At 56.3% G+C, this 14,038-nt stretch carries 9 protein-coding genes; 6 read left to right on the top strand and 3 right to left on the bottom strand.

Translation table 11 applies throughout. The annotated features are described in order from the left end of the window. The first annotated feature begins 79 nt into the window (after nucleotides 1-79). Both yhdP and tldD read left to right on the top strand, forming a co-directional pair. Complete coding sequence (gene yhdP, locus EYY67_RS14535) at nucleotides 80-3,907, top strand: AsmA2 domain-containing protein YhdP (RefSeq protein ID WP_131693782.1); 3,828 nt, start codon at nucleotides 80-82, stop codon at nucleotides 3,905-3,907. 143 nt (nucleotides 3,908-4,050) lie between these two features. Then, the gene (tldD, locus tag EYY67_RS14540) at nucleotides 4,051-5,496 is read left to right on the top strand and encodes a metalloprotease TldD (RefSeq protein ID WP_095924396.1); all 1,446 of its coding nucleotides are present in this window, start codon (nucleotides 4,051-4,053) and stop codon (nucleotides 5,494-5,496) included. A gap of 46 nt (nucleotides 5,497-5,542) precedes the next feature. Here tldD and aaeR read toward each other — a convergent pair whose 3' ends face one another. After that, the gene (gene aaeR / locus EYY67_RS14545) at nucleotides 5,543-6,481 is read right to left on the bottom strand and encodes an HTH-type transcriptional activator AaeR (protein ID WP_095924397.1); all 939 of its coding nucleotides are present in this window, start codon (nucleotides 6,479-6,481) and stop codon (nucleotides 5,543-5,545) included. Nucleotides 6,482-6,755: 274 nt separating this feature from the next. Between aaeR and aaeX the strand changes: the two genes are divergently transcribed. The 3 genes from aaeX to aaeB are packed head-to-tail and all read left to right on the top strand — an operon-like array spanning nucleotide 6,756 to nucleotide 9,870. Then, nucleotides 6,756-6,959 carry a p-hydroxybenzoic acid efflux pump operon protein AaeX gene (aaeX, locus tag EYY67_RS14550; protein ID WP_015698919.1) on the top strand — a complete coding sequence of 68 codons (204 nt, stop codon included), beginning with the start codon at nucleotides 6,756-6,758 and terminating at the stop codon, nucleotides 6,957-6,959. Between the two features lie 7 nt (nucleotides 6,960-6,966). Then, nucleotides 6,967-7,902 carry a p-hydroxybenzoic acid efflux pump subunit AaeA gene (gene aaeA / locus EYY67_RS14555; protein WP_095924398.1) on the top strand — a complete coding sequence of 312 codons (936 nt, stop codon included), beginning with the start codon at nucleotides 6,967-6,969 and terminating at the stop codon, nucleotides 7,900-7,902. A gap of 9 nt (nucleotides 7,903-7,911) precedes the next feature. Continuing rightward, complete coding sequence (gene aaeB, locus EYY67_RS14560) at nucleotides 7,912-9,870, top strand: p-hydroxybenzoic acid efflux pump subunit AaeB (protein ID WP_131693783.1); 1,959 nt, start codon at nucleotides 7,912-7,914, stop codon at nucleotides 9,868-9,870. A 7-nt stretch (nucleotides 9,871-9,877) separates the two neighbouring features. Here aaeB and EYY67_RS14565 read toward each other — a convergent pair whose 3' ends face one another. Both EYY67_RS14565 and EYY67_RS14570 read right to left on the bottom strand, forming a co-directional pair. Continuing rightward, nucleotides 9,878-10,459, bottom strand: coding sequence for a DapH/DapD/GlmU-related protein (locus EYY67_RS14565; RefSeq protein ID WP_131693784.1), 582 nt, complete (start codon nucleotides 10,457-10,459; stop codon nucleotides 9,878-9,880). Between the two features lie 93 nt (nucleotides 10,460-10,552). Next, the gene (locus tag EYY67_RS14570; protein WP_015698916.1) at nucleotides 10,553-12,151 is read right to left on the bottom strand and encodes an APC family permease; all 1,599 of its coding nucleotides are present in this window, start codon (nucleotides 12,149-12,151) and stop codon (nucleotides 10,553-10,555) included. 413 nt (nucleotides 12,152-12,564) lie between these two features. Between EYY67_RS14570 and EYY67_RS14575 the strand changes: the two genes are divergently transcribed. Beyond that, on the top strand, nucleotides 12,565-14,025 hold the full coding sequence (locus EYY67_RS14575; RefSeq protein WP_131693785.1) for an NAD-dependent succinate-semialdehyde dehydrogenase: 1,461 nt from the start codon (nucleotides 12,565-12,567) through the stop codon (nucleotides 14,023-14,025). The last annotated feature ends 13 nt before the right edge of the window (nucleotides 14,026-14,038 follow it).

Raw genomic sequence — 14,038 nt, forward strand, 5'->3', positions numbered from 1 at the left:
AAGCATCAGGAAGTTAAAGGTTTCCATTGCCGTCTGTGCGGGTGAAAACCGGCATGGAATGGAAAACAAGGAGAGAGGTTTGAGGCGACTGCCCGGTATCTTATTAACCACCAGCGCAACCCTTGTCGTGATAGTGGCTTTGGTGATCAGTGGCCTGCGTCTGGCATTGCCTCAGCTGACCCGCTTTCAGGATCAGCTGGTCGGGAAAGTCGAGGCGGTCACCGGCGTACCGATCGAATTGTCGCAAGTCAGCGCGAGCTGGAAAACCTTTGGCCCGGTTATGGAGATCCGTGGCCTGCAGGTGACCTTACCGGACGCCAAATGGCAGGTTCAGCGCATCACCATGGCGCTGGACGTCTGGCAATCGCTGCTGCACCTGCGCTGGCAGTTCCGCGATCTCACCTTCTACAATCTGCAACTCGATCTCAACACCCCGCTGGGTGGCGATGCCAATAAAGGCAGCGGCATCAAGCCGGGGCGTGTCAGCGATATTTTCCTGCGGCAGGTCGACCATTTCGATCTGCGCAACAGCCGCATTTCTTTCCCGACGCCTTCCGGCCCGCGTGCAGAATTTGATATTCCGCAGCTCACCTGGCTGAACAGTCACAACCGTCACCGTGCCGAAGGGCAGCTTAGCCTGTCGAGTTTCAACGGGCAGCACGGTGTTGTGCAATTGCGTATGGATCTCAATGACACCAACGGTCTGCTCAATAACGGTAAAATTTACCTGCAGGCGGACGACATTGATATGAAGCCGTGGTTCAGCCGCTGGCTGCGCAGCAATACCGGTCTGGAGAATGCCAACTTCAGCCTGGCGGCGTGGCTGACCGTGCGCAACGGCGAGATTTTTGCCGGAGACGCCTTGCTGAAAAACGGTTCCGCCATCTGGAAAACCGGCACGGATGAACACCGGCTGGATGTGGATAATCTGACGCTGCACGGTAATCGTCAGGGTAATGGCTGGCAGGTCGGTACGCAGCAGCTGAACCTGAAAACCGATGGCGTGGCCTGGCCGAAAGGTCGCCTTGAGGCGCTCTATCTGCCGGAAAATACAGATTTTCTCGGGCCGACGCAGGGTGAAGAGTTACGTATCCGCGGCACGAATTTGCAGCTGGAACGTTTAGGGCCGGTGATCCCGACGTTTTCCTTCCTGACACCGGCGCTGCTGGAACGCTGGCAGGATTTAAAACCCGCCGGTAACGTCAATCGCCTCGCGCTGGATATTCCGCTCAAACAATTGGATCAGACCCGCTTTGATGTGAACTGGCACGATGTCAGCTGGCAGCGCTGGAAACTGCTGCCGGGCATCAACCATTTCAGCGGTGGCCTGAAAGGCAGTGTGGCAGGCGGTCAGATGACCGTGAAATTGCAGGACAGCCTGCTGCCGTACGGCGAAATGTTCCGCGCACCGCTGGATGTCAGCGCCGCGACCGGAACCTTTAACTGGACCAACGGCAAGGATGGCTGGATGCTGTCGGGCAAAGACGTGGATATACAGGCCAATGCGCTGTGGGCCAAAGGGGATTTCCGCTACAACCAGCCAGTCAAAGGCGAACCCTGGCTGAATATTCTGGCCGGTATCCGCCTGTATGATGCGGGGCAGGCGTGGCGCTATTTCCCTGAACCGCTGATGGGCAAACATCTGGTGGATTATCTGAGCGGCGCCATTCAGGGCGGTCAGGTGGATAATGCCACGCTGACCTTTAACGGCAATCCGCATCATTTCCCGTTCAAAAAGAATGAAGGGCAGTTTGAAGTCTGGGTGCCGCTGCGCCATTCGACCTTCCAGTACCAGCCAAAATGGCCTGCGCTGACCGATCTGGATATCGATCTCGATTTCCTTAACGACGGCCTGTTTATGAAAGCCGCGCATACCAAACTGGGCAACGTTGATGGCAATAACGTGGTCGCCAATATCCCTGACTACCTGAAAGAAAAACTGTTTATCGATGCCGATCTGCACGGCTCAGGTAAAGATATCGGCGATTACTTCATGAATACGCCGCTGCACGACTCGCTGGGTTCGGCTTTACAGGAACTGCAAATCGGCGGCGATGTGAATGGTCGCTTACATCTGGATATCCCGCTGGATGGCGAGCTGGTGCGCGCCTCCGGGGGCGTCACGCTCAATGACAACAGCCTGTTTATCAAACCGCTGAACAGCAAAATCAACAATCTCAGCGGCCAGTTCAGTTATGACAATGGCAACCTGCAAAGTAACCGGCTCACCGGCAACTGGTTCGGGCAACCGGTTAACGTGATGTTCAGTACGCAGGAACTGCCGGATGATTTCAGGGTTCAGGTCGGGCTGGATGCCAACTGGCAATTGTCCAAAATTCCGGGTCTGCCTGCGGCGGCAGCCAGCAAGATTTCCGGCGGTACGCCGTGGAAAGGCGACGTCAATATTACCCTGCCGCACAAAGGCACGCCGACATACACCGTCGATGTGAACGCCGATCTGAAAGATGTAAGCAGTCACTTACCTGATCCACTGAGTAAGAAAGCCGGGCAAGCGATGCCGCTGGTGGTGAATGTCAAAGGCGATCTTCACAGCTTTACCCTGCAAGGCGTGCTGGCGGGCAAGGACCATTTCAACAGCCGCTGGCTGCTGGGTAAACAGCTGAAACTGGACCGTGCGGCATGGCAGGCAAACAGCAAAAAAACGCCGCCGTTGCCGGAGGACAGCAGCCTGACGCTGCATCTGCCTGCGCTGGATGGCGAGAACTGGCTGGGCCTGCTGTCGCCGGAAAAAGCGACACAGGATACCAAAAGCAAAGTGGCCGGTTTCAGCTTCCCGCACCAGATTATCCTGACCACACCGGCACTGACGCTGGCCGGACAGGTCTGGAACGATCTGACCCTCACCTCGGTTCAGGGGCATCAGGGCATGGAAGTGACGGCCAAAGGGAAGGAAATCGACGGCAAGCTGAACATGAATGACAACGGCCCGTGGCTGGCGAATCTGAAATATGTCTATTTCAATCCGCAATGGACCGTGGCGGATGTCGCCAGCAGCGACCAGCCGGCGGGCAATCCGCTGGCAGGCGATAAGATTTCGTTCTCGGGCTGGCCTGCATTGCAGCTGCGTTGTGAAGCCTGCTGGTTCCTCGGACAGAACTTCCGCAAAGTGAACGCTGACCTGACGCCGCAGGGCGATAAGCTGATGTTGCGTAACGGTCTGATTGATACCGGCGTGGCGCGCCTTGATGTGCAGGGTGACTGGACGCAGAACGGACAGGGCGAGAATACCGGCCTGAAAGGCAAAGTTGCCGGTAAAGATATTGAGCAGGCCATGTCATTCTTTGGCGTGACCACGCCACTGAAAGGCGCGCCGTTTGACGTCAACTTTGACCTGCACTGGAAATCCTTGCCGTGGAAACCGGATATCAGCACGCTGAACGGCACGCTGAAAAACACGCTGGGCAAAGGCGAAATTGCGGATGTCGGCACCGGCCGCGCCGGACAATTACTGCGTCTGGTCAGCTTCGATGCCTTACTGCGTAAATTGCGCCTCGATTTCAGCGATACCTTTGGTCAGGGCTTCTACTTTGACTCGATCAAATCGACCGCCTGGATTAAAGACGGTGTGATGCACACGGACGACCTGCTGATAGATGGTCTGGAAGCGGATATCGCCATCACCGGCAAGGTCAACTTCGTGAATCAGCAGCTGGATCTGGAAGCGGTGATTGCACCGGAAATTTCCGCCACGGTTGGCGTGGCGACCGCCTTCGTCATCAACCCGGTGGTCGGCGTCGCCGTCTTTGCCGCCAGTAAAGTGCTGGCGCCGCTGTGGAATAAAATCTCGCTGATCCGTTATCAGATCAGCGGCACCATTGCGGATCCGCACATCAACGAAATTCTGCGCAAACCCGTGGAGCATCCGAAAGCCGCCGCGGCACAGTAATCTCAGCGGCGAAGGTGGCAGGAAACCTCGTGCGGGCTGTGTTAGGCTGTAAATAACCTTGTCACAATGGATTGTCTGGCAGGCTGACCGTTTTTATCACGGTCAGCCCGCCGGATTGTCGTCTAAAAAGAGAGTGAACATCTATGAGTCTGGCCTTAGTCAGTGAGCAGTTACTAACTGCCAATAATCTGAGTCATCAGGATCTGTTTTCGGTGTTGGGCCAGTTGTCTGAACGTCGTCTTGATTATGCCGATCTCTTTTTCCAGTCCAGTTTCCATGAAGCCTGGGTGATCGAAGACAGCATCATCAAAGATGGTTCTTACAATATCGATCAGGGTGTGGGCGTCCGTGCGATAAGCGGCGAAAAGACCGGTTTTGCTTACGCCGACCAGATCACCCTGAATGCCCTGAACCAGAGCGCGACAGCCGCCCGCAGCATTGTCCGTGAACAGGGCAATGGCAAAGCGCATACGCTGGGCGAAATTGCCTATAAATCTCTTTATTCTCCGCTGGATCCGCTGCAAAGCCTGCCCCGCGAAGCGAAAATCGAACTGTTGCACCGCGTCGACAAAATTGCCCGTGCGGCAGATAAACGCGTGCAGGAAGTCAGCGCCAGCATTACCGGCGTGTATGAAACCGTGCTGGTGGCGGCGACCGACGGGACGCTGGCGGCGGATATCCGTCCGCTGGTGCGTTTGTCTGTCAGCGTGCTGGTCGAGCAGGATGGTCGTCGTGAGCGTGGCTCAAGCGGCGGCGGCGGTCGTGTCGGTTATGACTATTTCCTCGAAACGGTTAACGGTGAAGTCCGTGCTGAAGCCTTTGCCCGTGATGCGGTGCGGATGGCATTACTGAATCTGACCGCAGTGGCGGCGCCTGCGGGCGGCATGCCGGTGGTTCTGGGCGCGGGCTGGCCGGGCGTGCTGTTGCACGAAGCGGTCGGACACGGTCTGGAAGGCGACTTCAACCGTCGCGGCACCTCGGTCTTCAGCGGTCAGATGGGCAAGCTGGTGGCGTCTGAACTCTGCACAGTGGTGGATGACGGTACGATCCCGAATCTGCGCGGTTCGCTGGCGATTGATGATGAAGGTGTGCCGGGTCAGTACAACATGCTGATCGAAAATGGCGTGCTGAAAGGCTATATGCAGGACAAACTGAATGCGCGCCTGATGGGTGTTGCGCCGACCGGCAACGGCCGCCGTGAATCCTATGCCCATCTGCCGATGCCGCGTATGACCAACACCTATATGCTCGGCGGCAAATCCACGCCGGAAGAGATCATCAGCAGCGTGGAGTATGGCCTGTATGCGCCAAACTTCGGCGGCGGCCAGGTGGATATCACGTCCGGTAAATTCGTGTTCTCCACCTCTGAAGCGTACCTGATCGAAAAAGGCCGGATCACCAAACCGGTGAAAGGCGCGACGCTGATCGGCTCCGGTATTGAAGCGATGCAGCAGATTTCCATGGTCGGTAACGATCTGGCGCTCGATAAAGGCGTCGGCGTATGCGGTAAAGAAGGCCAGAGCCTGCCGGTCGGGGTCGGTCAGCCAACCCTGAAACTGGATAATCTGACCGTCGGCGGTACTGCGTAACAGAAGATGATTTCGGTGTTTTCCCTCCTCTTTGATAAGGGGAGGGTTAATTCCACTGCGTGACTTTTTTGCCCTGCCTGTAGCCCTGATATACCTTGCTCACCCGTTTGAAATAATCCGTCAGATAATCAATGCACACCTGCACTTTCAGCGGCAGCTTGTCCTTTTCGGTATACAGCGCGTAGACCGGACGGGGATCCGACTGATAGCTCCTGAACAGGATTTCCACCTCACCGTTATTGATCTCCTCAATCACCCACATCAGCGGCACATAGGCGATACCGACCCCGGCTTTCAGCCAGCGGATCATGGTCTGCGAATCGTTGGTGACGAAACGGCCCTGCGGCGTAATGCGTGTCGAAATACCCTCGGGGGCGATCAGCTCAAATTCGCTGTCGGGACGGACGCTGTATTCCAGCCACGAGAAATTCACCATATCGGCGGGTTTTTCCGGGGTACCGTGTTGCGCCAGATAACTGCGCGCCGCGCACACCACCATCGGCATCGATCCTAAGCGGGTGCAGAACAGGCTGGAATCCTGCAACGCACCGACGCGGATCACCACGTCCAGCCCGTCGGCGATCAAATCCGGTGCCGGAATGCCGGTGACCAGATTGACGGTCAGTCCGGGGTATTCGGAGAGCATTTCCGCCGTCATCGCAGCAAGAACATTTTGTGCCATTGTGGAGGAGCTGCCGATGCGTAATGTACCGGTCGGGGTGTTATTGAAGGCATACAATTGTTCATGCACTTCACGCACGTCATGCAGCATTTTCCGGCAGCCCTGATAGTACAGTTTACCGGCTTCGGTCAGGCCGATACTGCGGGTGCTTCGGTTTAATAATTTGATTTGTAAATCATTTTCCAGTTTTGAGACAGTCTGGCTGATGGCGGAAACGCTCATGTCGAGACGTCGTGCGGCCGCAGTGAAGGAGCCGCTTTCCACCACCTGAGCAAAGATCGACATGCGTTTTAATCGGTCCATTGTTAACTCTGGCTTAAAAGTGATTTAGATCACAGAACGTTGATTACTTGATAATAAGCACGCTAATATACCCTTCCGGGTGATAAACCTCAGGTTTCAGTATTCCTGACTGACTGCTTACCTTCGCACACTTCCCTGGCAACCCCATGGTTTTACCGTTCACTTCCGCTGAATTTATTTTTCAACGGGGTCGCGTGCCGTTGCCTAAAATAATGAATAATGCGTGCGCGGGACGATACTGGTTTGTCCGTCGTAATAATGTAAGGAATTTTTGATGAGTTTGCTTCCGGTAATGGTGATTTTCGGATTGTCGTTTCCTCCGGTGTTTTTTGAAATACTGCTGGCGCTGGTGGTGTTTTTCCTGCTGCGGCGCGTATTGCAACCTACCGGGATCTACGACTTTGTCTGGCACCCGGCGTTGTTCAACACAGCGTTGTACTGCTGTCTTTTTTACCTGATCTCCTGCATGTTCGTCTGAGGGCGTTGTGAAAAATTTCTCCATAAAAATAATACGTTATGCAATAACGTTGATTCTTGTCGTGCTGGCTGTCATCGCAATCTTCAAAGCCTGGGCGTTCTATACCGAATCTCCGTGGACCCGTGATGCCAAATTTACCGCAGATGTCGTGTCTATCGCGCCCGACGTCACCGGTCTTATCACCGATGTGCCGGTGATTGATAACCAACTGGTGAAGAAAGGCCAGGTGCTGTTCAAAATCGACCAGCCGCGCTACCAGCAGGCGCTGGACGAAGCGAGTGCTGACGTCGCCTATTACCAGGCGCTGGCAGCCGAGAAAAAACGCGAAGCCGGACGTCGTGTGAAACTGGGCGTGCAGGCCATGTCACAGGAAGAGATCGACCAGGCCAATAACGTGCTGCAAACCGCCCAACATCAGCTGGCGAAAGCGCAGGCTGCGCGGGATCTGGCGGTGCTGGATCTGGAACGTACCGTGGTGGTTGCGCCTGCCGATGGCTGGGTGACGAACCTCACCGTGCATCCGGGCAACTACATCAACCGTGGCTCTACCGCCGTGGCGCTGGTGAAGAAAAATTCTTTCTACATTCTGGCTTATCTGGAAGAAACCAAATTGCCTGGGCTGAAAAAAGGTGACCGTGCGGAAATCACGCCGCTGGGCAGCAACCGCATCATGCACGGTACGGTTGACAGTGTGGCAGCCGCAGTGACCAACAGCTCTTCCTCTGCGGCGACCAACGGTCTGGCGACCATCGACAGTAACCTGGAATGGGTGCGTCTGGCGCAGCGTGTGCCGGTGAAAATCGTGCTCGACGATGAAGATCAGCAACATCCGTATCCGGCAGGCACCACGGCCACCGTGGTTATCACGGGTCAGCATGACCGTAAACAAGATGAAGGATCTCCGTTCCTCCGCCTCCTGCATCGCCTGAGAGAGTTTGGTTAAGGCCGGAAAATGAATAGCGTACTTATCCCGCGCGTCCGTTTTGCCTGCAAGCTGACATTCGCCATCCTCGGCGCGCTGGTTCTCGGGTTCTATTTGCAACTCGAAACCCCGCGCTGGTCAGCCATGACCGCCGCCATTGTCACCTCCGGCCCTGCGCTGGTGGCGGGTGGCGAACCCTTTGCCGGGGCTATTCGTCACCGTGGTTTCCTGCGCGTGATCGGCACTTTTATCGGCTGTATCGCGGCGCTGGTGATTGTTATCGCCACCGCCCGCGCGCCGGTGGTGATGTTGCTGTTGTGCTGTATCTGGGCCGGTGTCTGCACCTGGTGGTCTTCACTGGTGCGCGTTGAGAATTCCTATGCACTGGGGCTGGCCGGTTATACCGCGCTGATTATTGTGGTGACCTCCGCCAGTGCGCCGTTACAGACACCGCAGTTTGCGGTGGAACGTTGCAGTGAAATCGTTATCGGGATTTGCTGCGCCATTGTCGCCGACCTGCTGTTTTCTCCCCGTTCCATCAAAAAAGATATCGACCGTGCGGTCAGTCAGCTGGTGCTGGATCAGTTTGCGCTGATGCGGATTTGCGTGAATGTCGGCACCCGCGAAGAAATTGATAAGTCGTGGAATAATCTGGTGAAAAGCACCACGGCGCTGAACGGCATGCGTGGCAGCCTGATGATGGAATCCTCGCGCTGGCAGCGGGTCAACCGTCGTCTGAAAGCGCTGCACAGCACGTCGCTGAGTATGATTACTCAGGCGTGCGAAACCTACCTGATCATGCAAAACACGCCGGAACGGCTGTCTCCTGAGCTGAAAGCGATGTTTGCGGAACCGGCTGAAAACGTGGCGGATGTGCATCGCAGGCTGAAACAGTTGCGTCAGATCATCACCGGCACGCACAGCGACAACGTGCTGATGACCCTCAGCGCGTGGACCGGCGCCGGTACCCGTGCGCTGTTGCTGATGAAAGGCATCCATACCAACAGCAGCATTAACAATGTTGAAAGCGGTGTGCTCGACGGTGAAGTGGTGGTGCGTCCTGTTTCTGCGGAACGCCATCATGCGCTGGTCAACGGCCTGCGTACCTTTACGGCGACCGCCATCGGCTGCCTGATGTGGTTGTGGACCGGCTGGACGTCGGCCAGCGGCTGCGTGATTATCATCGCCGTCGTGACCTCGCTGGCGATGCGTACGCCGAACCCGAAAGGCATGGCGATGGACTTTATCGTCGGCATGTTGCTGGCGATCCCGGTCGGCTCGATGATGTTTATGCTGATCATGCCCGCGACGCAGCAAAGCCTGTTTTTGCTCTGTCTGATGCTGGGGATTTTCACCTTCTTTATCGGTATCGAAGTCACCAAGCGCCGCCTCGGCATGCTTGGCCTGCTGGCGGGCACCATCAACATTCTGGTGCTCAGCAACCCGATGGTCTTTAACGTGACGTCGTTTCTCGACAACGCGCTGGGGCAGGCGATTGGTACGGTGATCGCCATGGCGGTGTTGCTGATTATTCGCGATAAATCCCGCGAGAAAACCGGTCGTACGCTGCTAAACCGCTTCATGAGCAGCGCGGTGTCGGCGCTGACCACCAAAGCGTACCGTCGTCGGGAAAACCATCTTCCGGCGCTGTACCATCAGTTGAACCAGTTGCTGGTGATGTTCCCGAATGACATCGGTAAGTACCGTCTGGCGCTGTTGTTGATCATCGCCCATCAGCGCATGAAACTGGCCGAAGTGCCGGTGAATGACGAGCTGTCAGCGTTCCACAAGAAAATCCGTAACACCGCCGATCATGTGGTGTCGTCCTCAGGCGAAGGCAAACGCACCTATTACTATCAGCGTTTACTGAAAGAGCTGGGCGAATATCAGGAAAAACTGGTTGAGTACGACGCACCGCTGAAAGTGACCGAGCCGGTGCGGCGTCTGACTGACATGCTGCACCGTTATCAGCATGCGTTCCTTGCCTGACCGGCGGCTATTTCAGGAAAGCCTCACGGTCGCTGGCGGTGATCGGACGTAATACGCGGCAGGGTACACCTGCCGCGACCACATCCGGGGGAATGGATTTGGTCACCACACTGCCAGCTCCAATCACGCTGTTACGCCCAATCGTCACCCCCGGATTGACTATCACGCCGGTGCCCAGCCAGACATTATCTTCAATGACGATAGGCAGCGAGAATTGCTGACCGGTGATGCGGATGTCAGGATCGATGGGATGTCCGGCGGTGGCGAGGGTGACGTTCGGTGCGAACATCACGTTATCGCCAATGGTCACGGTGGCGTCATCCACCACCGTGAGATTGAAGTTAGCGTAGAAGTGATTGCCGATATGAATATGCGTGCCGTAGGCGACACGCAGCGGCGGCTCTATCCAGCAGGACTCCCCCAGACTGCCCATAATACTTTTGAGCAATTGCAGGCGCTTTGCCTCTTCATAAGGGCGCGTGAGATTGAAATCATACACCCGCTCTTTTCCGGCACAGCGTTCCTCCGGCAATCCTTCGCCCATGTCCGTATACAGCTCACCCTTATTCATCTTTTCGCGCGTCGACATTGCGTGTTCCTTTGTCAGAGAATGGCGGAGTAAAACCCGCAGTCTACTGACAAAGAAACGCAATGTGAACGTACGACAATTTCATTACATCAACTATGCGACACGGGTCTCGCGGCGCGGGCTGACCGGTGTGTCGTCTTCCTCGTCATCCTGCGGGATTTCCAGTTTTTCATGCCCGGAAGCCACGCCCCAATAATAGCAAACCAGCGTCACGACCACGACCAGCACCATGTCCAGCGGGCTGGAAATCGCACCCGTTCCGCCGTAGGTGCCGAAGTAAGAGAGAATGAAAATCGCGATGTAATAAGCCAGCAACCACCACGCGCTCTGCACATCACGTTTGAAATGCTGATCTTTCTTGCCGAACAAAACGTACGCCACCCACGCAATGACCAGGATCGGGATCAGCAATTCGTTCACCGACCAGCCGCTCCAGTAAATCAGCAGGGTACTGGCGACAAACGCCAGCGGGCTGAGCAGGCCAAACACCGGCAACCGGAACGGACGTGGCAGATTTGGTAACCGTGAGCGCATAACACCGGCGTTGACCGGACCGGGCATATAGGTGAACACGGTCGCGGACGTCACTGCACCGATCAGCCCGCCCCAGACCTGAAATTCAGACGGCAGCGTCCAGGCAATGGCCAGAATCAGCGACAGCCAGAGTGCGCCGCGCGGTACGCCGGATTTCGGATCGACTTTGGCGAAAATCGAGAACAGATGGCCGTTCTTCGCCCAGGCAAACAGCACGCGGGAAGCCCCGGCGAGATAGATATTCCCGGTCCCTGCCGGAGAAATGACGGCGTCGATCAGGATCAGGTTAATCAGCCACGTAATGCCCAGACTGCGCGCCAGATCGGCATATGGGGACTGGAAGATCGTTTTCAGCCCGACCCAGCCATGTGCGCTGAGGATGTCGGCGGGCACTGCGCCCATAAAGGCGAACTGCAACAGAATGTAGATCACGAAGCTGATGCCAATGGCCAGCATGATGGCGATCGGGATATTGCGCTGCGGGTTTTTCGCCTCGCTGGCGAAATCTACCGCCTGACGGAAACCGAGATACGCAAACACAATGCCAGCGCCGGTCAGCGACGAGAAGATACCGTGCACGCCGCCCGGTGCAGTGCCCGGTACGCTCAGGTTACCGCCGTGGAAATAGCCGAACAGCGTCACAATTACCATCAGCGGGACGATGAATTTGAAGGTCGTAATAATGGTATTGATGCGCCCGAAGAAACTGACGCTCCAGTAGTTCAGCAGGAAGAAACCCACCAGCAGAACGATTTGCATCACAAAGCCGAGACCGGTCGGGCTGCCGTCGGTCTGGCCCAGCGCGGGCCACCAGTACATCGCATACTGACGCACGGCTTCCACTTCCACGCCAGCAGTACTGGTGTACGCCAGCAGCGAACTCACGCCGATAACAAAACCCACCACATTACCGTGCGTGTAATTCGGATAGCGGACAAAACCCCCGGCACGCGGAATGGCGGCGGCAAGCTCGGCGAACACCAGCCCAATCAGCAGCACCATCACTGCGCCGAGCAGCCACGCCCAGCCGGTTAATCCGCCCGCATAGCCGGAACTGGTGAGTGCCGCATAAAGCCATCCGGAACCGATCATGGAGCCGACACCAAGTAATGTCAGATCCACCAGTCCTAATTTCTTTTTCAACGTCCCCTGAGTCATAGGATCCTCTTTAGGGTTGAAGAGTTGGGAAGACGGCAGAAACCTTCACTGCCAAAAAGGGAATTTGCACCGGCGCAGGAATTGCGCGGTCGGAAGGTATTGAGCAGGAACCATGCCAGTCATGTGATTTGCATCACATTCTGTCCCTGACGGCGCAAATCACACTCTGCTTATGGTTTGCATGCTATCTGATGGCGCAAAAAGACACCGGGAAGGTCACGTCATGCACCTGCGGGGTGCAGCTGACGCCTCATGGTTATGCGGAGGTTTTGGCTAATCTCAGCAGAAAAGCCTGGTGTAACTGAATGTTACAAGCACAGAACGCTAAATGTCCTGTGCCTTCGCCTTCCTTTTTAGAGTCTATACTTACTGCCATATCCCGTGTTGAACGGCATAAATCAGGAGGATCCCCTATGTCTGCCCAATCAGAAAAGCTGTCTGCGCATCCTTTATTCAAGACCGGTTACTTTGCCGGGGGTAAATGGCATGAGGCCAGAGAAACGTTTGATGTGCTGAATCCGGCCACCGGCGAGGTGGTGGCTAAAGTGGCAAAAGCCGGTAAAGCAGAGACGGAAGCTGCGGTGAAGGCGGCCAGCGACGCGTTCCCTGAATGGCGCAAAACCACGGCAAAAGCCCGTTCTGAAATTCTGCATCGCTGGTATGAGCTGATGCTGGAAAACAAACAATTCCTCGGCGAGCTGATGGTGGCCGAACAGGGCAAGCCGCTGAAAGAGGCGCTGGGCGAAGTCGATTACGCCGCCAGCTATCTGCAATGGTTCAGCGAAGAAGCCAAACGCGCCAACGGCGAAATCATCCCTCCGGCCAAAGCCGGCTCGCGCATTCTGGCGACCCGCGAACCGGTCGGGGTTGTCGCGGCAATCACGCCATGGAATTTCCCCCTGGCGATGCTGACCCGCAAACTGGGTCCGGCGCTGGCGGCAGGCTGTACCGGCCTGATCAAACCGGCCAGTAACACGCCGTTGTCGGCCTTTGCCTTGTTGCAACTGGCGCAGGACGCCGGTGTACCGGATGGCGTGATCAACGGCGTGGCCGGGGACACGGCGGCGATCAGCGACGTGATCATGGCGAGCGACGCGGTGCGCAAAGTCTCCTTTACCGGATCGACCGCCATCGGTAAAACGCTGGTGCGTAACAGCGCCGACACCATGAAAAAAGTGTCGATGGAACTGGGCGGCAACGCGCCGTACATCGTGTTTGACGATGCCGATATTGAGGCGGCGGTGCAGGGCGCGATCACCTGTAAATTCCGCAACAGCGGACAGGTTTGCGTGTGCATCAACCGGATTTACGTGCAGGACGGCGTGTACGAGGCATTCACCTCGCGTCTGGTGGAAGAGGTGCGCAAGCTTAAAGTCGGCAACGGCATGGACGAGGGTGTGATTGTCGGGCCGCTGATCAATATTCAGGGGCTTGAGAAAGTCGAAGAGCACGTCAAAGACGCGCTGGAGAAAGGCGGACGGCTGATGGAAGGCGGCCAGCGTCATAAACTCGGCGGTAACTTCTTCCAGCCGACGGTCATTATCGATGCGACGGATGACATGAAAGTGGCGCACGAAGAAACCTTCGGCCCGCTGGCAGCCTGTTTCCGTTTCAGCACGGAAGAAGAGGTGATTAAACGCGCCAATGACACGCCTTTCGGGCTGGCGGCGTATTTCTACAGCCAGAACCTGAAACGCATTTTCCGCGTCGCGGACGCCATCGAAAGCGGCATGATCGGCGTTAACGAATGTGCGATTTCCAATGAAGCCGCGCCGTTCGGCGGGGTGAAAGAATCCGGCCTGGGACGCGAAGGCTCGGTGCTGGGGCTGGAAGAGTATTTGCAGGTGAAAACGCTGCATTTAGGAAATCTTTAAGTCAGCTTTCCAG

Source organism: Rahnella victoriana (genome assembly GCF_004330295.1).
Lineage (GTDB): Bacteria > Pseudomonadota > Gammaproteobacteria > Enterobacterales > Enterobacteriaceae > Rahnella > Rahnella victoriana.

Excerpts from the sequence above, each read along its gene's own strand:
- tldD (WP_095924396.1), top strand. The coding sequence starts at position 4,051 with ATGAGTCTGGCCTTAGTCAGTGAGCAGTTACTAACTGCCAATAATCTG.
- aaeR (WP_095924397.1), bottom strand. The coding sequence starts at position 6,481 with ATGGACCGATTAAAACGCATGTCGATCTTTGCTCAGGTGGTGGAAAGC.
- aaeX (WP_015698919.1), top strand. The coding sequence starts at position 6,756 with ATGAGTTTGCTTCCGGTAATGGTGATTTTCGGATTGTCGTTTCCTCCG.
- aaeB (WP_131693783.1), top strand. The coding sequence starts at position 7,912 with ATGAATAGCGTACTTATCCCGCGCGTCCGTTTTGCCTGCAAGCTGACA.
- EYY67_RS14565 (WP_131693784.1), bottom strand. The coding sequence starts at position 10,459 with ATGTCGACGCGCGAAAAGATGAATAAGGGTGAGCTGTATACGGACATG.
- EYY67_RS14570 (WP_015698916.1), bottom strand. The coding sequence starts at position 12,151 with ATGACTCAGGGGACGTTGAAAAAGAAATTAGGACTGGTGGATCTGACA.
- EYY67_RS14575 (WP_131693785.1), top strand. The coding sequence starts at position 12,565 with ATGTCTGCCCAATCAGAAAAGCTGTCTGCGCATCCTTTATTCAAGACC.